This window comes from Actinacidiphila yanglinensis (assembly GCF_900107965.1).
In the GTDB taxonomy this organism is placed as follows: domain Bacteria; phylum Actinomycetota; class Actinomycetes; order Streptomycetales; family Streptomycetaceae; genus Actinacidiphila; species Actinacidiphila yanglinensis.
Genome location: NZ_FNVU01000006.1, coordinates 105,345 through 129,376, shown reverse-complemented (window position 1 = coordinate 129,376; position 24,032 = coordinate 105,345). Strand labels below are relative to the sequence as shown.

Here is a 24,032-nt window from a genome sequence, read left to right as displayed (position 1 = left end):
GAGTTCACCTCAGTTGGTCACCCCGGCGGCTGACGCCGTGCTCAACGAAACTTCTGCGTGCGGGGGTTCGTCCTGCGATCCGCCCGGCCGCGGGTGGCCCGGCACCCGGCCCGACCGTGTCTGCGGCGGCACGTCCCGCTGCGGTGACGCGCCGGCCAGCAGGCGCAGGGTGCGGCCGCGGTCGGCGCCGGTGAGCTCGTAGGGGACCAGCATGACCTCGTCCGCGCCCAGGTCGGCGGCCAGGGCCGCCAGCCGGGCCGACACCGCGGCGGGCGCTCCGTGCACCACCTGCTCCTCCGCGACGAGCTCGCGGGCGAGCGCGTCCTCGCGGGCCGGGTCGAGCGGCGCGTCCGCGGCGGCAGCCGCCCGGCGGCGGACCGCGTACGCGGCGGCGCGCACCGCCCGCAGCTCGGCCTCCTCATCGGTCGGCGCGCACACCGTGTTGACCGCGACGATCACCCGGGGGGCGGCGCCTGTCGCCCCCGGCGTCCAGGCCGCGCGGTAGTGGTCCACCGCGTCCGGGCGGCACTTGGAGCGCCCGAGGTGGTGACCATGGACGAACGGGAGCGAGCGCTCGGCGGCGAGCCGGGCGCCGTTCCCGCTCGCGCCGAGGATGTGCACCTCGGGCGGGCCGGCCGGGTGCGGTGCCAGGTCGAGGGCATGGAAGCGGTGCGCGGGCGGCCCGGCGTGGTGCAGGAAGCCCAGCAACTCGTCGACCAGCGCGGGGAACTCCGCCGCGGCGTCCGGGCCGCGCCGCAGCGCCGCCATCAGCAGGTCGTGGGTGGCCGCGGTGCCCCCGGAGAAGCGGCCCAGGCCCAGGTCGATCCGGCCCGGATGGAGGGCCTGGAGCGTGGCGAACTGCTCGGCCACGGTCAGGGGCGCGTGGTTGGGCAGCATCACCCCGCCCGAGCCGACCCGGATGTGGCGGGTGCGCGCGGCGATGGTGGCGATCAGCACCGCGGGGGAACTGCTCGCGGTGACGGGCGAGGCGTGGTGCTCGGCGACCCAGAAGCGGTGGTAGCCGCACGCGTCGGCGGTCCGCGCGGTCTCCACGATGTCCAGGACCGCCTGCTCGGCCGGGGCGCCCGGGAGGTGGGCGCCGAGGTCCAGGACGGACAGCGGCACCGGTGGCGGCGCGGGGCGGTCGGCGGGCCCGGACGCGAAAGCGGGCGCGGGCGCGGAGCCGGTCGGGGAGGGGGCGGGGGCGGGGGCCGGTCCCGGCCGTTCGGCGGGCGAGGCTCCTGGGGAAGGCGTCATGGGTCACTCCGGGTCGGTGGCGGGCCCGGGCCGGGTGGCGGCCGGGCCGGTGGTGGCGGCGTCGGCCGGTCGCGGGGCCGCCCGCTGCGCCGGTGCCGGCAGGGTGAGCGCGGCGACGGCCAGCAGCCCGAACGCCGCCGCGAGGACGGCGTCCGCGGTGGTGCCCGAGCAGCGCGCGAGCAGCAGCCCGCACGCCAACGGACCGAGTGGTTGCAGCAGTTGGGCGGTGAAGTTGTTGGCGGTGATCACCCTCCCGTAGACCTCCTCGGGAACCGAGGTCGCCATCACGGTGCCGATGACCGCGCCCACGACGGGGGTGAGCAGGCACAGCGCGGAGAACCCGGCCGCGAGCGCGACGGGACTGCCGGTGAGCGCGGCGCAGAGCAGCAGGGCGGCGGCGAGCGCGGGGCCCGCGGTGAGGATCACCGGCAGCGGCACGCGGCGCCGCACCTGGGGGACGGCCAGCGACCCGAGCAGCCCCGCGACCGCCGCGGTGCTCATCGCCCAGCCCGCGGCGGCGGCCCCGCCCGGCTGCCGGCCCAGCCCGATCAGCAGGAGGTAACCGAGCGTGGCGTAGGCGAGGTTGACACAGCCGAAGTAGACGGACGACCGGCGCAGGAAGCGGTCGCGGGCGAGATACCGCCAGCCCAGGGTGAGTTGGCGCCACAACCGGTCCTCTGGGTCGCGGGGCGCCCCTTTCCGCGCGGCGCCGGCCGGGCCGGACCGGCCCGCAGCGGACGGCGCGCGGCCGACCGCCGCGGCCACGCACAGCGCGGACACCGCGAAGGTGAGCGTGTCCACGGCGAAGGGCAGCGCCCGTCCCACACCCAGCAGCAGCCCGGCCACGGCGGGCGCGACGATCCCGGCGGCGTAGGCCCTGGCCTGGTTCAGCGACAGCGCCGTGGCGATCTGCTCGCGGCCGACGATCCGCCGGACCACCTTCTGCTGGGCGGGCTGGAACACCTCGGAGGCGGCGGCCGACACCGCCACCGCGCCGACGGCCAGCGGCAGCGGCACGGCGCGCGCCAGCACGCACAGCGTCACCGCCCCGATCGCCAGCAGGCGCACCAGGTCGCAGCCGAGCATGAGGCGGCGCTGCCCGTAGCGGTCGCCCGCGTACCCGGCGGGCACCCGGGCCACCATCCCCGCCACCAGCGAGGCGCTGCCGACCACCGACACGGTCGTGGCGGAACGCCCCAGGGACAGCAGCACCAGCGGCAGCGCCACGAAGGACATCTCGGAGCCGAAGCCGGACAGCGCCTGGCCGATCCACAGCAGCCGGAACCCGCGGTTGTGGCCCAGCCGCGGCTGTCCGGCCACGGTGGGCCGCGTCGCGGTGGTCACGTGCCGCCGCCCGGGCGGTCCGCGGGCCCGGCCGCCAAGACGGCCCCCGCAGCGGCCCCCGTGGTGGCCCCCGCATCGGCGTCCGCCGGCCCGCCGCCGGTCCCGCCGGATGACCCGCGGTCGGAGCTGCGGCCGGCCCGCCCGCCGAGCAGGCGGTCGGGGAGGTCCCGGAGCAGGTCGTCCAGCAGGAAGTTGGCGTTGGTGCGTGCGCCCGGCGCGGTCCGCTCCAGCCGCAGCAGGAACAGGGCGATGCCCGCCGACCCGGTGGCCAGGTCGGCACTCTCCCGCAGTGTCTGCTCACCGGGGAAGACCACGCCCTCAGGGCGGCGCACGGCGCTGCACAGCACCGCCTCCGCGGCCCGCTCGGCGTCGCCCAGCAGCTCGGGATCGCCGAGGAACTCGTAGGCGTCCAGCAGGGCGTTGGCGATGCCGCTGATCCCGTGGAAGAGCTGCGGGAACGCGGTGTACTTGCGGCGCACGTCCGGCAGCAGGCGGTCGACCTGCTTGCGCAGCTGCTCGTCACCGGTCACCGCGGCGTAGCGCAGCAGGGTGGTGAGGACCCCCGCGGTGCCCTCGTCCCAGTAGTGGCGCAGGACGGAGGCCGGCCCCTCCTTCCCGGCGGAGGCGGGGAAGCAGAGCAGCCCGTGCGGGGAGTACTCGGCGCACGACAGGTCGAACTCCAGGGCGGCCCGGCCGAGTTCGAGGGGTTCGGGCGCACCGGTGGCCGCGTGCAGGGCGAGCAGGAACATCGCCACCCCCGAGGCCCCGTCGCCGTACCCCACCGGTATCCGCCCGTCCGCGGCACGCCAGTGCGCGTGCACGCCGTCGCGCTCGGCGGTCTCGGCCAGCCGGGCGCCGATGGCGCGGGCCCGGTCCAGGAACTCGGGCAGCCCGCTGTCCCGCCACAGCCGCAGGCAGGCCATGCCGTGCCCGGCCATCCCGCCGGTCACACCCGGTTCGGCCTCCAGCAGCGGGTGGCCGGCCGCGTCCCGCAGCAGCGCCACCGCCTGCTCGCGGTGGCCCAGCGCGGACAGCGCCCACGCCGCGCCCGCCGAGCCGTAGTACAGCCCGGGCGGCAGCGTCTCGTGGCCGGTGTCGCGGCGCAGCGCCCAGCCCAGCAACTCGTCGGGGACCCGGCCCCGCACCAGGTGCAGCGCGTACAGGCAGCCGTAGGCGCCGTAGGCGAGCGAGAGCGGGTTGGTCTCGAAGACCAGCAGGTCGGCCGGGAAGAGGCGGTCCTCGCGGGTGGGGTCGGCGGCGCCGACGAGGAAGTCGGCCACGCCGTCGAGGACGTCACGGACCCGGCGGCGCAGGTCGGCGCCGCGCTCCGGGTCGGACGGCGCGGGGCGGGCCAGCGGCGGCGGCTGCCGCCAGGCGCGGCCGAACGGCAACGCGGCGATCCGGGCGCGCAGTTCGGCCGGGTCGGGGAGCGCCGCCTCCTCGTCGTAGAGGTCGGTGATCAGCTCCACCAGTTCGGCGGGCAGGGCGAGGTCGGCGGCCACCTCCGCGAGCAGCCGCAAGGGGATGGCGTGGTCGACCACGTCGCTCTGCTGGCAGGCCAGCACGCAGCTCAGCAGCAGGCCGCCCAGCGCGTAGTAGTCGGTGCGCCGGTCGCCGCAGCCGGCCGCGCGGGCCCGCAGGGTGACCAGGCCCGGGGTGCTGAGGCCGGCGCCGCGGTCGACGCCCTCGTGGAAGGCCGACTCCAGGTCGATGATGCGGATCCGGTCGTCCTCGGTCACCATGATGTTGGTCGCCGACAGGTCGCCGAGCACGATGCCCCGCTCGTGGCACGCCGCGATGGCGTCCGCGATCTGCAGCCACAGGCCCTGCAGCCGCTGGTAGTACGCCGCCAGCCGCTCCGGGGTCATGTCGAGCCCGTACAGCGGGTTCTGACTGGTGCTCAGCCTGCCGATGTGGTCGCCGTCGACGAACTCCTCGACCAGGAAGGCGTGTTCCCACTGGGTGAAGTACGCCACCGGCCGGACGAAGAACCCGGTGCCGGCCAGCTCGGTGAGCAGGTTGTACTCGTGCCGGAGCAACGGCACCGCGTCGATCCGCTGCGGACCGACCTCCACGCCCGGGCGCGCCTCGCGCAGCACCACCTCGGCGCCGGTCCGGATGTCGGTGCCGCGGTAGATCCCGCCCCGGTTGCTGAACAGCAGCGCCTTGTCCGCGCGGAACCGGCCGTCGAGCAGGGGCGCCGGGTCGGGCTCCCCGGCCGGTGCGGCCTGCTCCGGCTCCGTGGCCGGGTCCGCAGCAGGATCGGCCACCGTACTCGTCGCCGGGGGCACCGCGGGGGACCGTACGGCGTGCGCGAAGGGATCGCCCGCCCAGTGCGGGGCGCTCCAGTACGGGGTGCGCTCGTCCGCGACCAGGCTTCCGTCCGGCGCCTCGATCAGCAGGTCCCGCAGTCCGGTCGGCAGCAGCTCGAAGCGGCTGGTGAACCCGCCGTACCGGTAGTGGACGACCCGTGAGCCCGGGTAGCGGCGGTCGGAGAGGACGTACGGCCCGTCGAGGCCGTCCGTCGCCTCGGTCAACGCCTTCGCGACCGCGTGGAACCGGGGCAGATCCTCGGGGTAGACGGCGATGAACTTGCCGCTGGACGCCCGCGCGTAGGTCTTGCCGTTGGCCTCGTTCACCGCGGCCGGGTCCATCAGGAACTTGAACCGCACCCCGGCCTCGCGCAGCACCGGAAGGCAGCGGCGCAGCGTCTCGGCGCTGGTCCGCGAGGTGGCCGACACGTGCAGCTTCCAGCCCTGGCCGATCTCCGGCATGCCCGGCGGATCCGCGATCAGCCAGTAGCCGTGCCGACGCAGCCGCCAGTCGCCGGGCATCGCGGCGCGGTACTCCCGCAGATGCGCACTGCCCGGCTGGCGCCGGGTGACGTTCTCGAACCAGCGCGGATGGTGCGCCAGGTACGGCAGCACCACTTCCCACGGCATCTGCATGCCGGCTCTCCCCTCTCGTGGTCATGGCCCGGCGGCCGGATCCACGCGTCGGCCGGGCCGGTCGGTGCACGGCCGGCCCGGCCGACGCGGTTCCCCGCGGAAATCAGCAGATGGAGCCGACGCAGGAACTGCAGCTCATGGCGACGAGCCCGGCCCGCGCCTCCTCGTCGATGCTGATCTTCTGCAGGCCCAGCACCTCTTCGGCGGCGTGCGCCTCGACCTCGGGGTTCTCGGGCTCGGGCGCGGTGTTCTGCTCGGTCACAGTGCTCTCCTCTCGTTCCTGGTGTCCGCCGGGGCAACCGCTGCACCCGACACCAGGAACGCTAGGAACCGCCGCCGCACGCCCGGTATGCACGCGGTGAAAGCGCAGGTGGCAGCGGTCTACGCGCGCCAACTCCCGGGCCCCCGCGGCATCCGTCGAGCCCGGAGCAGCCTCCGGGCCTGGGCGTATACCGCACGGCAGCCGTCCGTCGGCGACACGGCCGCGCGGCGGCGGCAGGACAGCAGGGCCGTCTCCGGGGGCGGTTGGCGGGGTCCGGCGTCAACTCCCGTCGGCGTCCGACGGGTTGTCCGGGATCAGGACGGCGGCACCGTTGACCCGGTCCGCGGCCAGGTCGGCCAGCGCCCGGTCGGCCTGGTCGAGGGGGTAGCGGGTGACGGTGGCGCGGATGCCGGCGCGCTGCGCGGTCGCGAGGAAGTCCCGCCCGTCCGCGCGGGTGTTGGAGGTGACGCTGCGCAGGTCGCGCTCCTGGAACAGGGACCGCTCGTAGTTCAGCGCGGGGATGTCGGACAGGTGGATGCCGGCGATGGCGAGGGTGCCGCCGCGGTCCAGGGCGGCCAGGCCCACCGGCACCAGGTCGCCGACCGGCGCGAACAGGATCGCCGAGTCCAGCGGCTGGGGCGGTGCGTCGTAGGCGTCGCGGGCGGACGACGCGCCCAGTTCCAGGGCCAGTTCGCGAGCCCGCGCGGACCGGGTCAGCACGTGCACGGTCGCGCCCTCCGCGAGGGCGACCTGCGCGGCGAGGTGCGCGGAGGCGCCGAAACCGTACAGTCCCAGCCGGCCGCCGGGCGGGAGCGCGCTGCGCCGCAGCGCGCGGAAGCCGATGATGCCCGCGCACAGCAGCGGCGCCAGCTGCGCCGGGTCGGCGTCGCCGGGCAGCGGGTACGCGAACGCCTCGGGCAGCACCGTGGCCTCGGCGAAGCCGCCGTCGGCGTCCCAGCCGGTGTAGACCGACGACGGGCAGAGGTTCTCGTGTCCGGCGCGGCAGTAGCGGCAGACCCCGCAGGTGCCGCGCAGCCAGGCCCCGCCCACCCGGTCGCCGGGGGCGAAACGGCTCGCCCCCGGCCCGGTGGCGGTGACCCGGCCGACGATCTCGTGGCCGGGGACGGTCAGCGGCCGGTGCGGCGGCAGGTCGCCCTCGGCCAGGTGCAGGTCCGTACGGCAGACGCCGCACGCCTCGATCCGCACCCCCACCTCGCCGGGCCCGGGCGCCGGTACCTCCCGGCGGATCCGGCGCAGCGGTTCCGTGGCGATCGGGCCCGGCTCGCTCACCGCCCAACCGCTCGGGTCCCCCGCGCGGGCGGCCTCGAACGCCATGCCTCCAGGATGCGCCCGCCCGAGGGCCCCGGCAATCGGGGATGCGGCCCCCGGAAAACGGGCCGCGCACCCTCCGGCGATCGGGGGCGCGCACCCCGGTGATCGGGCCGTGCGCACCCCCGCACGCGTCCGCTGTGGCCGGCTCAGGCGTTCGGATCGAAGGGGATTCCCGACGGCATGGAGTGGGCGAGCGCGTAGTCGAAGTTGGCGTCGTTGATCTTGATGGTGGCCTCGCCGAAGTCCGCGTTCATCAGCTTGTCGCGGAATCCGGGCGGGTAGCCCTCCCAGCCGACCAGCCGCGGGTAGAACCAGCCGCCGGTGGCGTTCTCCGGGGGCTCGTCGTTGGTGTTGGCGAAGCGGAAGTCGTGCGTCGAGACGCCGTCCTTGTTGTAGACGACCTTCGGGTGGGTCCCGTCGAAGCGCACCGAGGAACTGGCGGCCACCTGGTAACCGCTGTGCTGCGAGACCGACACGTACTGGACCTGGTTGTCGGCGATCCACACCACGACGTGCTCCCAGTCGTGGGTGTGGCCGATGGCGGCCGGGCCGAGCGTGGCCTGGTCCTTCTCGAAGTAGCTGGCGTACACCACCGCGCACCAGCCGTTGTTGCACTTCTCGCGCGAGTAGGTGTTGGCGTTCGTCAGCTGGGCCATGTCGTGGCAGTGGCCGTTGACGTCCCCGCCCAGCGGCAGGCCCGGGTTGAGGGTGCCGTCGGCGCCGATCGCGGCGGTGGCGTAGCAGCCGTCCGTGTCGTAGTCGTAGGCCGGGGAGAAGCTCTGTTCGAGGCCGTCGGCGTTCTGCGGCAGCAGGGTCAGCACGTCGGCGTTCGCGCTGGTGGGCAGGGCCATCACCAGGGCCACCGCGCCGAGGGCGGCGGCGAGCGCGGGCAGCCGCATCCGCCGTGCCCGCCGCGCGGGCCGCCCGTTCGCTGCGTGCTCCACGTGCTCCATGTGCTCCGCGTTCCGCTCGGTGTCCGTCTTCGACGACATCAGGCTGCGCACACCAGTACCTTGACCTTCGCTGTGGGGGAAGCAGGGGACCTGGCCCGGATCTCCCCGCGGCGACCGCGGCGTGCGGAGTCCGGGGGCTGAACATTGCCGCACCGTTGCCCGAACAGCGGACGACGGCCCCACCGGGCGGTTCCGGGCCCGCGAGGCAGCGTGCCCGGCCTCCGCCGGACCCGTGCCTGACCTGTGCCGAAGCCGCGCCGAACGGAGTCCGCCGTTCCGCGAGAGCAGTCAACTCGACTGTCAGTGGGGCGTGTTCCAATCTTCACGCGCTCACCTCAGAGCGCTCATCACTCCTTTTCACGACAGGAGTCCCATGAGTTACAAGCGCATCTCCCAGGCCGCGGCGACGGTGCTGGCAGCCGGGCTCGCCTCGGCCGTACTCCCGGCCGCCACGGCAGGAGCCGCGTCCGGCGCGGTGCCGCTGCCGATGGCGCACTACGCGCACATGCTCGTCGACCCGGCCCACCAGCACGTCTTCTTCAGCGGCGGCGCCGGATCCACCGGAATCCTCGTGACGGACTACTCCGGCAGCACCGTCGCCACCGTCCCGGGCGAGACCGGCGCCGACGGCCTCGCGCTGTCGCCCGACGGCAGCACGGTGTACGCCGCGCTCGGCAGCACCGACGCCGTGTCCGCGATCAGCACCAGCACGCTCACCGAGACCGACCGGTACGCCACCGGTACCGGCACCGACCCGCAGTCGGTGGCATGGAGCGCCGGCAAGGTGTGGTTCGGCTACACCGGTACCGCCCCCTTCGGCGGGATCGGCTCCATCGACCCGGCCGCGACCCCGGCCGCGGTCACCCTCAAGGCGACCGGCGACAACTGGTACGGCGCCCCGATCCTCGCAGCCACCCCCGGCGGCGAGCTGGTGGCGGGCGAACCCGGCCAGAGCCCGGCCGAGTTGGCCAGCTACGACGTGTCCGGCAGCAGCGTCAGCCTGCACGCGCGCCGGCTGCTGATCGACGGCAGCTCGGTCAGCAGCAACCTGGGCGACCTGGCGATCACCCCGGACGGGAAGGACATCCTGACCGCCTGCGGCGCCCCCTACCAGCACCAGTTGTTCACGACCGCCGACCTCACCCCCGACGGGGCGTACGACTCGACCAACTACCCCGACGCCGTCGCGGTCGGTGCCGACGGCACCGTGTTCGCCGGGTCGGACTCCTACTACGGCGACTCCGTGTACGTCTTCGCGCCCGGCAACCCCAGCGCGCTCGCGTCCTACTCCGTCGGCCCCGACACCGACCTCGCCCCGGCCGGCGTCGCCGTCACGCCGGACGACGCCACGCTGTTCGCCGTGAGCACCGACGTCTATGGCGACAACCCGACCCTGCACATCCTCCAGAACCCGGCGCAGACCGCCGCCACCCTGACCGTCACCGGCCCGGCCACCGTGCACCGCCACGGCACGGTCACCCTGACCGGCTCCCTCGGCGGCACCGCCCCCTACGCGGGCGGCCAGACCCTGCACGTGACCCGGACCGGCGGGGGCACCGCCGCCACCGCCCTGCCCGACGTCACCACGGCCCCTGACGGCTCGTTCACCGTCACCGACAGCCCGCGCGGCTCCGGGACGTTCACCTACCAGGTGTCCTACGACGGCAGCGCGCACCTGGCGGCGTCCACCGGGAGCGCGACCGTCCTGATCAAGTAACCACTACCACGTAGTCCACCCGGCGGCACCCTGCGCGCCGGACTCCCGCCGCCCCGCCCGCAGCGCGTCCCGCGGGCGGGGCGGCCTTCACGCGGGGCCGGCGGTGGCCGCGCGGACCGCCGCCGCGAACGCCTCCGGGTACTCCCGCGGCGCGAAGTGGCCCGCGCCGTCGACGAGTTGCAGCGTGGCATCGGCGAAGAAGTCGTCCACGCGGTCCGACCAGGCCCTCGGGAACAGCGGGTCGAACTCGGGCCACAGCACGGTCGTCGGGACGGCGATCCGGTCCCCGGGCGCCGGTGCCGCCTCGCGGACCGAGGTGGCCACCGAACCGGCCCCCGCCCGGTACCAGTTGAGGGACGCGGTGAACGCGCCCGGGGTGCCGTAGACCGACACGAGGTGGGCCAGGGTCTCCTCGTCGGGCGTGAACGAGGGGCCCGACCAGTGCGACCAGAAGTGGAGCAAGTACGCGCGCAGCGCCGCCGGGTTCCCGTCGATCACCGCCTCGGCCAGGTCCAGCCGGTGGAACGCCTGGTACCAGAACTCCTGCTGCGCGTCCGGATCCAGGATGCGGCGGCCGATCCCGGGCAGCGGAGGCGCGACGACCAGCGCGCGCACCAGGTCGGGATGCCGGCCGGCCACCGACTGCGCGACGCGGCTGCCGACGTCGTAGCCGGCCAGCACCGGTCGGTCCAGGCCGAGTTCGGCGACCAGCGCGACCACGCTCCGGGCCTGGGCCGCCGCGTCGTACTGCCCGGCCGGATCGGCCGGGTGCTTGTCGGACCCGCCGAAGCCGCGCAGGTCGGGGACGACCAGGTCGCAGGTGTCCGCGAGCCGTGGCACCATCGCGCGGTAGTCGGTCCGGTCGCCGGGCCAGCCGTGCAGCAGCACGACCGGGTGCCCCGACCCGATGCGGTCGAAGGCGAGCCGGAAACCGTCAACCGGTGCGCTGCGCGGCACGGGCGCCTCCCCACGGGGTCGATCGCGGACCCGTCCATCCTCCCGTCCGTGGCGGCGTCCCGCACCCCCCGACGCGCCGGACGCGCCGCGCGCACGGGACGACCCGGCCACGTCGCGCGCCCGGCAGCGGGACCTGGCAGAATCGGCGCAGCCGTCGGGGGACGAGGAAGGAGTCACGTGCCGTCGAGTGCGCAGCCGCTGGCCAAGCTGGGGTTCCTGACGATCGGGCTGTTCGACGAGCAGGACCCCGCCCGAGGGCACGAGTCGACGCTGGAGGTCATCGAGCTCGGCGAGCGGCTCGGCTTCGACAGCGCCTGGGTGCGCCACCGCCACCTGCAGTACGGGATCTCCTCGCCGGTCGCGGTGCTGGCCGCGGCCTCACAACGCACCAGCCGGATCGAGCTCGGCACCGCGGTGATCCCGCTCGGGTGGGAGAACCCGCTGCGGCTGGCCGAGGACCTCGCGACCGTCGACGTGCTGTCCGGCGGGCGCCTCAACCCGGGTGTCAGCGTGGGCCCGCCGATGCACTACGACCAGGTCAAGGACGTGCTGTACCCCGACACCGCCGACACCGAGGACTTCAGCCACGCCCGGGTGCGGCGGCTGCTGGACCACGTCCGCGGGGAGCGGGCCACCGGGTTCCGCGGCGCGGAGGGCTTCGAGGTCTTCTCCGACCGGGTCCAGCCGCACTCGCCCGGGCTGGGCGGCCGCATGTGGTACGGCGGCGCGAGCCTGCGGTCCGCCCGGTGGGCCGGCGAGAACGGCATGAACTTCCTGACCAGCAGCGTGGTGAAAGCCGAGGGGCCGCCGGCCGGAACGGAGCACGAGGCGGGCGTGGTCCACGACTTCGCCGCGATCCAGCTCTCCCACATCCAGGCCTTCCGCGCCCACCACCCCGACGGCGCCCGCGCCCGTGTCTCCCAGGGGCTCGTCGTGGTGCCGACCGACAGCGCCTCGCCCGGACAGCGCGCGAAGTACGAGGAGTTCGCGCGTGCCAGGCTGCCGCGCACCGCGACCCCGCAGGGGCCCGCGGGCCTGCTGTTCGCGCCCGACCTCGTCGGCACGTCCGCGCAGATCGCCGAGCAACTGCACGCCCACGCCGCCTTCCAGGAGATCGACGAGGTCGCGTTCGCGCTGCCGTTCACCTTCGAGCACGACGACTACGTGCAGATCCTCACCGACATCGCGACCCGGCTGGGCCCCGCCCTCGGCTGGCGGCCGAAGAGCTGAGCCGCCGCGGCGCGCGACGGCCACGGGCCGGCTCGCCGCCGGCCCGTGGCCGCTCCGCCCCAGCGCCTAGGCGTCCTTGAGTTCCGGCATGCCGCCCTCGGTCGTCTTCATGTCGATGACCGTGAAGTTCGCGCCCTGCGGGTCGGTGAGCGCCGCGAAGCGCCCGAACGGGCTGGTCATCGGGCCGAAACGGAGCTGCGCGCCGCGGTCGCCGGCCTTCTTCACCGCCACGTCGCAGTCGTCGACGGCGAAGTACACGTTGACGTACGCCGGGACCGTCGGCGGGAACTCGTCGCCCATCCTCATCCGCCCGAGGACCGGGTTGGAGGTGCCGTCGATGCTGAACACCTTGAAGTCGACGTGCTCGTCGGCCATCTGCTGCGCCCGGTACGGGAACGCCTCCTTGAGGAACCCGTCCGTGCTCGCGGTGTCGCGGGTGAAGAACTCCGCCCACGCGTAGGCGCCCGGCTCCCCGCGCTTCTCGAACCCCCTGTGCTGACCTGCCTGCCAGACGCCGAAGACGGCGCCGCCGGGCTCCTTCGCCAGCAGCATCGTTCCGAACTCGCCCACCTGCATGGGCTCCATCAGCAGTTCCCCACCGGCGGCCTTGACCTTGTCCGCCGTGGCCGCCGCGTCGGGAGAGGCCAGGTACAGGCACCACGCCGACTGACCCTCGGACCCGGGCATCGGCGGGACGACGGCCGCGACCGCCTTCCCGTCGGAGTACGCCTGCGTGTAGTTGCCGTACTCGCCGGCGGCCTCGCCGAACGTCCAGCCCAGCACGTCACCGTAGAAGCTCTTGGCACCCTCCAGGTCGGAGAACATCGCGTCCGCCCAACACGGCGTGCCTTCCGGGAAATCGGTCATGATCCAGACTCCGTTTGCTCGATCTCGCGTGGTTTCGGGGTGGCGTGGCGGTCGCCGCGCCCGCCGGTGGGCGGGTGCGGCGACCCGGACGTCTCAGGCCCGCGGCGCGGGCTCGATGTTCTGGTTGGCGCGGAAGAAGTTGTCGGGGTCGTAGGTGCGCTTGACCGAGGCGAGGCGGTCGTAGCGGTCCCGGTAGGTGGCCCGGACCCGGTCCTGGCCCTCCTCGGTGCCCATGAAGTTCACGTAGCCGCCGCCCATGGAGTGCGGGTGCAGCTCCTGCCAGTAGTCCGCGCACCACTGCCTGATCGCATCGGCGTTGGCCGGGTCCGGATCGATGCCGGCCACGACACCGGACCAGAAGGCGTCGCGGTAGGCCCAGGCGGCGTCCGGGTGGGCCCCGTGGGCGGCGCCGTCGACCGGGTACATGTGCATGGTCGACAGCCCGGTCGGGATGGCCGCGGCGTACTTGGCGTGCACCGCGATCGCCTCGTCGGTGATGCGGTCGAAGAAGTCGCCGCGCCAGTACCACTGCAGGCCCGGCGGCATCAGGCCGTCGAACATCGTCTGCACCGCCGGGTAGGGCATCGGCGCGGTGAAGTGGAAGGCCGGCGGGGCGGCCGTGCCCGCCACCGACAGCGCGTCCTCGGCGTGGTCCAGGTCCCCGGTCCAGCACCACACGATGCCGCACATGGCCTGCCCGTGGAGGGACTCCGGGAACGGCGGCGCGGGCGGGACGACGAGTTCGGCGAAGAAGCCGGTGAGCTCCTCGGGTGCCTGCGGCAGGAAGTCCCGGTACCAGCGCAGGACGTCGGGGAGCCGCTCCAGCGGCCACAGCGTGATGCCGAGGCCCACGGTGTCCACCGGGTGCAGCCGGAAGGTGAAGGAGGTGACGACGCCGAAGTTCCCGCCGCCGCCGCGCAGCGCCCACAGCAGGTCCGGGTGCTCCTCCTCGGTCGCGGTCACGAACGTGCCGTCGGCGAGCACGACGTCCGCCGCGAGCAGGCTGTCGATGGTCAGCCCGTACCGGCGGGTGAGGTGGCCGTGCCCGCCGCCGAGGGTCAGGCCGCCGACGCCGGTGGTCGACACGATGCCGGCGGGTACACCCAGGCCGAAGGCGTGGGCGGCGTGGTCGAGATCGCCCAGCAGGCTGCCGCCCGCCACTTCCGCGATCCTCGCGGCCGGGTCGACGCGCACCCCCCGCATCGGCGAGAGGTCGGCGGTGACGCCGCCGTCCACCACGCACAGCCCCGGCCCGCTGTGACCGCCGCCGCGTACCGCGAACGGAAGCCCCTCGTCGCGGACCGCGCGCACCGCGTCCCGCACGTCGCCGGCGTCCCGGCAGGGCACGACCGCGGCCGGCCGCCGGTCGATCATCGCGTTGTAGATGCGCCGGGACTCGTCGTACTCGGGGTCCTCGGGGCTGACGACCGGACCGCGCAACTCGGTCCGCAACGCCTCGACAGTAGGCGTGGCGTTCATCGTGACTCTCTCCTCGCGGAGTCCCGGTACGGTCCGTGACCCGTCCGGGCCGTCCCTGCGGTACGCCGGTGGTCAGCTGCATGCCGGTGCGGCAGCACCCGTCACGGGCGGCACTGCAACCGGGCGCCACAGGGCTGATACCTCCAGCGTCTCGCTTCCGCACGCTGATCGCATCCCGGCGGGGGAGGGGCCCCCGATCCGGCCCCGACCCGCGACGCACGAGCGGGCCGGCGGGTCCGAGGACCCGCCGGCCCGCCCGTCGGCGCGCCGCCCCGGTGGTGCGCCCGGGTGCGGTCAGGAGGCGGTGCAGGTCGGCGTGGGAACGGTGAACGCGCCGGAGGACGTGCCCTGCAGGCCGAAGGTGGTGGAGCCGGAATCCGCGAGGGCGCCGTTGTAGGAGAGGTTCCTGGCGGTCACGGTGCTGCCGCTCTGGCTGACGTCCGCGCTCCAGGCGCTGGTCTCCTGCTGGCCGCCGGGCCACGCCCACGACACCGTCCAGCCGGTGGTGGCGGTGCTGCCCGCGGTCACCGTGACGGTCGCGGTGAAGCCGGCGTCCCACTGGTTGTCGAGGTGGATGGAGGCGGTGCAACCTCCGCCCGTGGTCCCGCCGGTGGTCCCGCTGGAGGTGCCGGACGAGGTTCCGGACGTGGTGCCGCTGGACGTTCCGCTCGACGTGCCCGAGGAGGCGCCGGACGTGGTCCCGCTGGAGGTCCCGCTCGACGTGCCCGAGGAGGTACCGCCCGTGGTGCCGGTGCCGCCGAAGCCCGGCGCCTTGATCGAGGCGAGGTAGCCGTCCTTGACGGTGTCGACGGTCTGCCAGTCGTCCTTGAGGATGCCGCCGGTGTCCCCCGAGTCGGGGTTCCACGACCAGAAGGTCCAGCTGAAGCTGTCACCCCCGTAGGTGGCGGTCGGGCGCATGTAGTCCACCAGCGCCTTCAGCCACGTCTGGTCGGTGGTGGACTGCAGCGTGGTGCCGAACTCGCCGACCCAGACCGGGGCGATGTTCTGCTTGAAGAGGTAGCCCCAGTACTTGTCCCATATGCCGGGCATGTTCGCCGGGAAGGTCGGGTCGGTGAACCAGGTCTGCTGGGCGACGCTGGTGGCGTAGTCGTGCGCGGAGTACACCACGCGGTTCGCCACGTTCAGTTCGACCGGGTACTGCCCGGCGCCCATGAGGTTGCCGCCCCACCAGCCGGAGACGCCGTTGTAGGTCTGGATGCCCTCGACGAAGATCAGCAGGTTCGGGTTGACGCCGAGGACGGCGTCGCCGGCCCGCTCGGCGGCCAGCCGCCAGTCGATGCTGGTGTCGCCGCAGCCCCAGCAGGCCGGGTCGTGGGGCTCGTTGTGCAGGTCGATGCCGACCACGGCGGTGTTGCCCTGGTAGCGGGTGGCCAGTGCCTTGAGGTCGGTGATCCAGGTGCTCTCCGGGACCGACGCGGTGTACCAGAGCGCCGACTGGCCGCCGGCGTCGGGCCGGTGGCGGTCGAGGATGACGCGCAGTCCGATGGACCCCGCGTAGTCGACGATCCTGTCCATCACCTGAAGGGACGTCAGGCCCTCCAGATCCTGGTTCATGTTGTAGAAGTTGATGCTGTTCGGCGTCGTGCCCGGCTTGAAGATGTCGTCGCTGTAGGGCAGCCGGATGGTGTTGTACCCCAGCGACTTCATCTGGTCCATCATGCTCTTGTAGTCGCGCGACCAGAGCCCGTGCGGCGTGTAGTTGGCGGTCTCGAAGCCGAACCAGTTGACGCCCGCGATGCGTACGGGCTGGTTGTCCGCGTCGAGGATCTGGCGGCCGCTGGTGTGCCAGTAGCCGCTGCCGGCGGCGGCGGGCGCGGCGGCGGCGCGGGTGGACGCGGCGGCCGCCGTGGCGGGCGACTGGCCCAGGAGTGCGAGGGCCGCCATGAGGGCCGCCGCGAGGGCGGCGGCCAGTACCGCCCGCAGCAGGCGGGTCGATCGGTGGGGGCTCGTCGATGAGCCCGGGTGGGGGACCACGATGGCGATTCCTCTCGGTGGGGGGACGGAACGCTGTCGTGCGTGGCGATGGTGACGGGTACGCGAATGGGAGCGCTCCCATTCGCATGTAAGCGACGTCGACGGTGGGGCGTCAAGGGTCCGGACGGCTTCAAGTAGTGAAGCCGTGAGCGCCGTTGGGCCCGCGGTCGGCGCCGCGCGGGCCGGTGGCGGGGGGTGCCCGGGAGGCGGCTCCGCGGTCGCGGGGGATCGGCTCGTGCCTACCCCCTAGGCATACCGACCGGTCGGTACTACCCTCACCGGAACCTCGGCCGCGACCTCGCACATGCCCGGGTCCCGCACCCCCCTGGAGGAGCCGTATGTCCGCCACCCCGACCTCGTTCGAAGCCGACAGACCCGGCCCCGGCGCGCCCGGCGCCGGCCGCCGCGGCGTACTCACCCGGCTCTACCGGCGTGACCTGGTCGGCTATCCGCCCACCGCGCAGCGGATCGGCTGCCTCGCGATCGTGGTGCTCACCACGATCGTGCTCTACTACATGCTCTACGTGCAGTACGCGGTGGCGACGTCGATCATCACCCACTTCGGGATGACCTACCGCTACTTCGTGTGGGTGTCGGTGATCGGCAACGCCATCGGCGCCTTCGCGTCGCTGCTGGCCGGGCTGGCCGACCGCTGGGGCCGGGCGAACATGGTGGTCTACGGGCTGCTGGTCGCCTCGGTGCTGGTCTTCTTCGGACTGCCGAACGCGGGCGGCAAGGCCACCTATCTGGTGTTGTTCGCCCTGGTCAGCTTTGTCGAGGGGATCGTGCTGGTGGCCACGCCGGCGCTGATCAGGGACTTCTCCCCGCAGCTCGGACGGGCCACGGCGATGGGCTACTGGACGATGGGCCCGGTGATCGGCAGCCTCGTCGTCACGATGGTCACCAGCCACACCCTGGACAGCGCCGGCTGGCAGGACGAGGTGCGCTACTCGGGCATCGCGGGGTTCATCGTCTTCGTGGTCGCCATCGTGGCGCTGCGCGAACTCGCCCCGGCCGTCCGCGACCAGATCATGGTGAGCCTGCGCGACCGCGCCCTGGTCGAGGCCCGGGCGAAGGGCATCGACCCGGCCGCGTCCCGGCGCGGCGAGTGGCGGCAGATGCTGCGGCTGGACGTGGCCGGCTCGGCGCTGGCGATCGCGCTGTTCCTGCTGCTGTACTACGCCGCCGTCGGCAACTTCGTGGTCTACTTCGCCACCACCTTCGGCTACAGCGAGCAGCGCGCGAACGCGCTGGCCAACTGGTACTGGGCGGCGAACGCCATCGCCCTGGTGGTCGTCGGACTGCTCTCGGACCGGCTGAAGGTCCGCAAGCCGTTCATGGTGGTCGGCGCGGTCGGCTCGATCGTGGTCACCGCGCTGTTCGCCGCCCGCGCCACCCACCCGACCACCGACTACTACACCTTCGCCTGGCTGTTCATCGGGATCGGCGTCTTCAGCGGTGTCGCGTACGGGCCGTGGATGGCGGGGTTCACCGAGACCGTCGAGAAGCACAACCCGGCGGCGACCGCGGCGGGTCTCGCGGTGTGGGGCTGGACGGTGCGGATCGTGGTCGCGGTCTCCACGGCCTTCCTCCCGGTCCTGGTCACCTCGGTGACGCCGCTGGTCGACCACGGCGCGCAGGTCACCGCGGCCAACCAGCAGGCCGGGCCCGCGCTGGCGATCGTCAAGCAGCATCCGCAGCTGTTCGCGGAACTCGGCAAGTACCCGGCGGGCAAGGCGCCGGCGGCCCTGACCGCGCAGGCCGTCCAGCAGGTGGGGCCGGCCGACCTGGCCGTCGTGCAGAAGGCCCAGCCGCAGCTCGCGGTGCTCAACGCGTACGGCGCGAAGGTGCAGAAGGCGTCCGAGCACGGCCCCGGGCAGTGGCGGGACTGGTGGTGGATCTGCGTCGGCGGGCAGGTGCTGTTCGTGCCGTTCGTCTTCCTGATGGCCGGGCGGTGGAGCCCGAAGCGGGCCCGTGAGGACGCCGAGGAGCACGAGCAGCTGGTGGCCAGGGAGTTGGCCGCGCTGTCGGCCGAGCGGGGGTGAACGCGGGGGCCGCGGCGCGCCGTTCGGTGCGCCGCGGCCCTGTCCGGGCGGCCGGCCCTCGGTGGCCCGGCGGTCGCTCGCCGATGGCTCGGCAGTTGCCGGTTGGTCGGGGCCCGATCCGCGAAAGCCGCCGTTCGACGCGGGAGCGGCGACTACAGTTCACGATCATGACCGAACGCCCGTTTGAGGCACTGGGGTTGAGTGCCGACGCGGACCGGGCCTATCCGCTGCTGGTGGCGACCCGGGGACTCGCGGTCGCCGAACTGGCCCGCCAGTCCGGGCTGCCGGCGGAGGCGGCCCGCGCCGCCTGCCGGGAACTGGCGGCGCGCGGCCTGGCCCGGCGCGGCCTGGACGACCGCTGGTACCCGCTGCCGCCGCACGAGGGGCTGCTGCCGCTGCTGTCCCGCGCGCAGGAGCAACTGGTGCGCGGCCGGGAGCTGCTGGACCGGCTCGGCGTGGAGTACCAGCGGGTGCACGAGGGCCACCGGGTCGAGGAGGTGGTCCAGGCGGTGCAGGGCGCCTCCGCGGTGCGGGCGCGGCTGGACCGGGTGCGCCGGCATGCCCGGGAGGAGTTACTGGTCTTCGCCCGGGGCGGGGGTGAGGAACCGGGGCCGGACGCGCCCGGCGAGCCGCCGGGCGGCAGCGGTACGGGCGCCGCGGGCGGGTCCGCCGTCCGCTACCGGGTGGTGGTGGAGCGCGCCGACGTGGAGAAGGACCCCGACGGCGCCGACGGCGCCCTCGACGGGGTGCCGCCCGGCGCGCAGGTGCGTGTGGTCGACCGGCTGCCGGTCCGGCTGTGCGTCGCGGACCGGGCGGTGGCACTGGTCCCGCTCGCCGCCGACACCCCGCCGCCCGACCCCGTGATGCTGGTGATCGGCGCGAGCGGGCTGCTGGACGCACTGGTGATGCTCTTCGAGAGCGTGTGGTCCGGCGGGGTGCCGCTCGCCCGTTCCGGTTCCGGCCACGCGGCGCTCCAGGAACGGATTCTCGGGATGCTCGTCATGGGCAGCACGGACGCGGCCATGGCCCGCTCGCTCGGGGTCGCGGTCCGCACCGTCCAGCGCCGGATCGCGGCGATGCAGCACGCGGCGGGCGTCGACAACCGGATCCAGCTCGTCTGGCACGCGGCCCGCAGCGGCTGGCTGGACTGATCGGGCAAGGCACCCACGTCAAGGGCCTGTTGGTGTGGGTCCGGTGCCGGTCGGTGACGGGTGTGGTGAGGGTGCCGTGTGGGCACGGCGAGCCGGGTGGCGCGAAAGCGACCGCCCGTGGCACGGCAACGATGTCAGGTATCCGTCAATACGTAAAGGATTCCCATGGGGTGAGTGATGCACAGGTATACGCCAGCGGTTCGATCGGGCCGCAGCCGGCGTACGCCCGGCATCAGGACACGCCCAAGGGAGACCCACCTTGCGCATACCCTTTATCAGACGCGGCGTGGTCGCCGCCCTCGCCACCACCGCACTCGCGGCCCTCGGGCTGCAAGTACCGCTGGCGGCGACGGCGTCGGCCGCACCTCCGGCCGCATCCTCGGCCAAGTCACAGACCAGCGCGGTCCGTACCTGCGGCACCGCGAAGCCCGGACAGTTCTCCTGCTTCGCGTTGCGGCGCACGGACATCCCCGCCAAGAAGGGGGTGCAGCCGGACGCCACCATCCCGGACGGCTTCGGCCCCGGCGACCTCCAGAGCGCGTACGCGCTTCCGGCGGACGGCGGCGCGGGCGAGACCGTCGCCATCGTCGACGCCTACGACGACCCGAACGCCGCCGCCGACCTCGCCGTCTACCGGGACCAGTTCGGGCTGCCCGCGTGCACCGAGGACAGCGGCTGCTTCCAGAAGGTCAGCCAGCGCGGCGGCACGGACGACCTGCCCTCGCCCGACCCCGGCTGGGCCGGCGAGATCTCCCTCGACGTCGACATGGTCTCGGCCGTCGCCCCGAACGCCCACATCCTGCTGGTCGAGGCGGACTCGGCCAACTTCGAGGACCTGGGCGCCGCGGTGGACGAGGCGGTCGCGCTCGGCGCGAAGTACGTCTCCAACTCCTACGGCACCGGCTACGACTCGACCCCGGGCAGCGGTGAGGACCCCTCCGAGCTGACCTCGATGGACCCGTACTACGACCACCCGGGCGTCGCGGTGGTCGCGTCGTCGGGTGACGGCGACTACGGGGTGAGCTACCCGGCCGCCTCGCAGTACGTCACCTCCGTCGGCGGTACCGCGCTCGCCAGGGACACCGGCGCCAGCCGCGGCTGGTCGGAGTCGGTGTGGAACAACGCCTACGGCGGCCCGGGTTCGGGCTGCTCGCTCTACGAGCCCAAGCCCGGCTTCCAGACCGACACGGCCTGCGACAAGCGCGCGGTCGCCGACGTCTCGGCAGTCGCCGACCCGGAGACCGGCGTCTCGGTCTACCAGACCTTCGGCGGCGGCGGCTGGGCGGTGTACGGCGGCACCAGCGCCTCGTCGCCGATCATCGCGGGCGTCTACGCGTCGGCGGGCACGCCCGGCACCGGCACCTACCCCAACGCCTACCCGTACGCCCAGAGCGGCGCGCTCAACGACGTGACCACCGGGAACAACGGCACCTGCGACCCGGACGCGCTGTGCACCGCGGGTGCCGGCTGGGACGGCCCGACCGGCCTGGGCACGCCCAACGGCCTGGCCGCCTTCCGCAGCGGCCCGCACGGCGTGATCACCGGCAAGGTCACCGACCACGCCACCGGCGACCCGATCGCCGGAGCGACCGTCAAGGCCGGTGACCACAGCGCCACGTCGTCAGCCGACGGCACCTACAAGCTGGACATCCCGCCCGGCAGCTACGACCTGACCGCGTCGGCCTACGGCTACGCGAACGGCACCGTCAGCGGTGTGCAGCTCGATGACGGGGCCACCGTCACCGAGGCGTTCGCCCTGGACGCGGTGCCGAAGCAGACCGTCTCCGGCAAGGTCACCGACGGCTCCGGCCACGGCTGGCCGCTCTACGCGAAGATCACCGCGACCGGCGTGCCCGGCGGGCCGGTCTTCACCGACCCGACCACCGGCGCCTTCTCGCTGTCGCTGCCCCAGAACAGCTCCTACACGCTGCACGTGACCGCCGACTACCCCGGCTACCAGGCCGTGGACAAGACGGTCACCGTCGGCACCTCCGACCAGACGGCGAACGTCTCGGTGCCGGTCGACCCGGCCTCCACCGACGCGCCCGGCTACTCCGTCTCGTTGAGCGGCCCGACCGAGCCCTTCACCTCCACCACGGCCGCACCCGACGGCTGGACCGTCAGCAACGCCGACGGCACCACCGGCGGTTGGACCTTCGACGACCCCGGTAACCGGGGCAACCTCACCGGCGGCGACGGCGGTTTCGCCATCGTCGACAGCGACCACACCGGCCAGGGCCTGAACCAGGACAGCTCGCTGGTCTCGCCGTCCTTCGACCTGAGCGGCGACAGCAGCCCGGAGATCGGCTTCGACACCGACTACAAGTCGTTCTCCAACTCCACCGCCGACGTCGACATCTCGGCCGACGGCGGCACCACCTGGACCACCGTGTGGGAGCAGGGCAGCACGGCCGCCAACGGCCATGTCGACCTGCCGCTGACCGACTACGCGGGCAAGAGCGACGTCAAGGTGCGCTTCCACTACACGGGCAGCTGGGCCTACTGGTGGGAGCTGGACAACGTCTTCGTCGGGCAGCGCAGTTACGACCCGGTGACCGGCGGCCTGGTGGTCGGCAACGTCACCGACGCCAACACCGGCAACGGCGTCAACGGCTCCACCCTCACCAGCACCGACGCGCCCGGCGACCACACCACCACCGTGGCCACCCCGGACGACCCGAACGTCGGTGACGGCTTCTACTGGCTGTTCTCGCACAAGACCGGGAAGCACGCGCTGACCGCGGCGGCCTCGCACTACACCACCGCGACCGCCAACCCGACCATCTCGGCGGACGGCACCGTGAACGCCGATCTCAGCCTGAAGGCCGGGCAGTTGACGGTCACTCCGGCCTCGGTCGCCAAGACCGTCGCGTGGGGCGCGAGCGCCACGCAGAAGGTCACGGTGAAGAACACCGGGACCGCTCCGGCCACCCTCACCGTCGGTGAGACGCCGGGCGGGGTCACCGTGCAGGACAAGGGCGCGCCGCTGAACCTGATCAAGGGCAGCTACTCGCCGCTGTCGGACGCCGCGCACGCCGCCGCGAAGGGCGCCAAGCCCGCCGCGGGCAAGGCGGGGGCGACGGCCGACGCGGTGACCGCTGCGCAGGGTGCGGCCGGTGACGCCTGGCAGTCGGTCCCCGACCTGCCGGTCGCGACCGGCGACAACACGGTCGACAGCTGGCAGGGCACCGTCTACTCGGCGTTCGGCTTCACCGGCGTCAGTGACACCAGCGACCTGTACGCGTACAGCGCGGACTCCGGCGCGTGGACGAAGCTGGCCTCGGCCGCCGACACCCGCGAGTCGCCCGCGCACGGGGTCATCGACGGCAAGCTCTACGCCGCCGGCGGCTGGGGCCCCAGCGGCTCTCCCGACTCCAAGCTGGAGATCTACGACATCGCGTCCAATACCTGGACGACCGGTGCCGCCTCGCCCAAGCCGTACGCCGGTTCGGGCACCGCGGTGCTGGACGGCAAGCTGTACTCGGTCGGCGGCTGCACCGCGAACGCCTGCGGTACCACCGACGTGACCGCGTACGACCCGGCCAGCGACTCGTGGTCGACGCTCGCCGCCTACCCGGAGTCGGTGGCGTGGGAGTCCTGCGGCGCGATCGCGGGCAAGCTGTACTGCTCCGGTGGCACCACCGACGCCGGCAGCATCAGCCACGCCTACGTCTACGACCCGGCGGCGGACTCCTGGTCGCCGATCGCCGACCAGCCCACCGACGCGTGGGGCTCGTCCTACGCGGCGGCGAACGGCCTGCTGCTGGTCAAGGGCGGCGCCATCAACAACAGCGCCGCGCTGACCAACCAGACCTGGGCGTACGACCCGACCGCCAACTCCTGGAGCGCGCTGCCCAACGCGAACTCCTCGCTCTACCGGGGCGGCGGCTCGGTCGGCTTCTACGCGGTCGGCGGCCTGGTCGGCAGCGCGCCGGACGGCACCGCCGAGGTGCTGCCCGGCTACGACCAGACCGGCTCCTCGGACGTCACCTGGCTCTCGGAGAGCGCCGACACGGTGACGGTCCAGCCCGGCCAGAGCGCCACCTTCACCGCCACCCTGGACGCGTCGGTGCCCGAGATCACCCAACCCGGCACGTACACCGCCTCGTTGAGCCTCGGCAGTGACACGCCCTACCGGATCACGCCGATCGGCGTCTCGCTCACCGTGAAGCCCCCGGCCACCTGGGGGAAGATCACGGGCACGGTGACCGCCTCCGGCGGCGCCCCCCTCGCGGGGGCGACCGTCCAGATCGACACCTGGGCCACCCACTACACCCTCAAGACCGGCACCGACGGGAGCTACGGGCTCTGGCTCGACGTCCGTAACAACCCGCTCCAGCTGATCGTGGCGAAGGACGGCTACCAGCCGACCGTGGCCACCGTGAAGATCAAGAAGGGGGCCACCACGACGTCGAGCTTCGTGCTGCTCAAGGACTGAGGACCTGACGGTCCCGGTCGCCCCCGCCCCGCCCTCGATCCCGAGGGCGGGGCGGGG

At 73.7% G+C, this 24,032-nt stretch carries 15 protein-coding genes; 5 read left to right on the top strand and 10 right to left on the bottom strand.

All coding sequences use genetic code 11. From position 1 onward, the window contains the following. Positions 1-9: 9 nt before the first annotated feature. The 6 genes from C4U44_RS15585 to C4U44_RS15565 form a co-directional block, all read right to left on the bottom strand. Positions 10-1,257: an MsnO8 family LLM class oxidoreductase gene (locus C4U44_RS15585; RefSeq protein WP_103886393.1), complete on the bottom strand. Its 1,248-nt coding sequence runs from the start codon at positions 1,255-1,257 to the stop codon at positions 10-12. Between the two features lie 3 nt (positions 1,258-1,260). Next, positions 1,261-2,601 carry an MFS transporter gene (locus C4U44_RS15580; protein ID WP_160145039.1) on the bottom strand — a complete coding sequence of 447 codons (1,341 nt, stop codon included), beginning with the start codon at positions 2,599-2,601 and terminating at the stop codon, positions 1,261-1,263. Further along, positions 2,598-5,549 carry a class III lanthionine synthetase LanKC gene (gene lanKC, locus C4U44_RS15575; RefSeq protein ID WP_103886391.1) on the bottom strand — a complete coding sequence of 984 codons (2,952 nt, stop codon included), beginning with the start codon at positions 5,547-5,549 and terminating at the stop codon, positions 2,598-2,600. Before lanKC ends, C4U44_RS15580 begins: the two co-directional genes overlap by 4 nt. Before the next feature lie 103 nt (positions 5,550-5,652). Then, positions 5,653-5,811, bottom strand: a complete 159-nt coding sequence (locus C4U44_RS41530; RefSeq protein WP_160145038.1) for a hypothetical protein — start codon at positions 5,809-5,811, stop codon at positions 5,653-5,655. A 279-nt stretch (positions 5,812-6,090) separates the two neighbouring features. Further along, positions 6,091-7,146 carry a zinc-dependent alcohol dehydrogenase family protein gene (locus C4U44_RS15570; RefSeq protein ID WP_103886390.1) on the bottom strand — a complete coding sequence of 352 codons (1,056 nt, stop codon included), beginning with the start codon at positions 7,144-7,146 and terminating at the stop codon, positions 6,091-6,093. A 143-nt stretch (positions 7,147-7,289) separates the two neighbouring features. Continuing rightward, on the bottom strand, positions 7,290-8,042 hold the full coding sequence (locus tag C4U44_RS15565) for an NPP1 family protein (RefSeq protein ID WP_103886721.1): 753 nt from the start codon (positions 8,040-8,042) through the stop codon (positions 7,290-7,292). Positions 8,043-8,469: 427 nt separating this feature from the next. Between C4U44_RS15565 and C4U44_RS15560 the strand changes: the two genes are divergently transcribed. After that, a complete protein-coding gene (locus C4U44_RS15560) occupies positions 8,470-9,813 on the top strand; it encodes a YncE family protein (protein WP_103886389.1) in 1,344 nt (447 codons plus the stop codon). A gap of 87 nt (positions 9,814-9,900) precedes the next feature. On the opposite strand, the gene C4U44_RS15555 is transcribed toward C4U44_RS15560, so the two are convergent. Continuing rightward, positions 9,901-10,770, bottom strand: a complete 870-nt coding sequence (locus C4U44_RS15555) for an alpha/beta fold hydrolase (RefSeq protein ID WP_103886388.1) — start codon at positions 10,768-10,770, stop codon at positions 9,901-9,903. A gap of 177 nt (positions 10,771-10,947) precedes the next feature. On the opposite strand from C4U44_RS15555, the gene C4U44_RS15550 reads away from it, so the two are divergent. Continuing rightward, positions 10,948-12,000, top strand: a complete 1,053-nt coding sequence (locus C4U44_RS15550; protein ID WP_103886387.1) for an LLM class flavin-dependent oxidoreductase — start codon at positions 10,948-10,950, stop codon at positions 11,998-12,000. A 66-nt stretch (positions 12,001-12,066) separates the two neighbouring features. Here C4U44_RS15550 and C4U44_RS15545 read toward each other — a convergent pair whose 3' ends face one another. From C4U44_RS15545 to C4U44_RS15535, 3 genes are all read right to left on the bottom strand, one after another. Continuing rightward, the gene (locus C4U44_RS15545; RefSeq protein WP_103886386.1) at positions 12,067-12,867 is read right to left on the bottom strand and encodes a VOC family protein; all 801 of its coding nucleotides are present in this window, start codon (positions 12,865-12,867) and stop codon (positions 12,067-12,069) included. A gap of 93 nt (positions 12,868-12,960) precedes the next feature. Further along, on the bottom strand, positions 12,961-14,346 hold the full coding sequence (locus C4U44_RS15540; RefSeq protein WP_103886385.1) for an FAD-binding oxidoreductase: 1,386 nt from the start codon (positions 14,344-14,346) through the stop codon (positions 12,961-12,963). A 294-nt stretch (positions 14,347-14,640) separates the two neighbouring features. Continuing rightward, positions 14,641-16,251 carry a cellulase family glycosylhydrolase gene (locus tag C4U44_RS15535; RefSeq protein ID WP_103886720.1) on the bottom strand — a complete coding sequence of 537 codons (1,611 nt, stop codon included), beginning with the start codon at positions 16,249-16,251 and terminating at the stop codon, positions 14,641-14,643. 428 nt (positions 16,252-16,679) lie between these two features. Between C4U44_RS15535 and C4U44_RS15530 the strand changes: the two genes are divergently transcribed. The 3 genes from C4U44_RS15530 to C4U44_RS15520 all read left to right on the top strand — a co-directional run bounded on the left by C4U44_RS15530 (position 16,680) and on the right by C4U44_RS15520 (position 23,975). Beyond that, on the top strand, positions 16,680-18,386 hold the full coding sequence (locus C4U44_RS15530) for an MFS transporter (RefSeq protein WP_103886384.1): 1,707 nt from the start codon (positions 16,680-16,682) through the stop codon (positions 18,384-18,386). A gap of 167 nt (positions 18,387-18,553) precedes the next feature. Beyond that, positions 18,554-19,537, top strand: a complete 984-nt coding sequence (locus C4U44_RS15525; protein ID WP_103886383.1) for a helix-turn-helix domain-containing protein — start codon at positions 18,554-18,556, stop codon at positions 19,535-19,537. Between the two features lie 259 nt (positions 19,538-19,796). Continuing rightward, on the top strand, positions 19,797-23,975 hold the full coding sequence (locus tag C4U44_RS15520) for a carboxypeptidase regulatory-like domain-containing protein (RefSeq protein ID WP_235032110.1): 4,179 nt from the start codon (positions 19,797-19,799) through the stop codon (positions 23,973-23,975). The last annotated feature ends 57 nt before the right edge of the window (positions 23,976-24,032 follow it).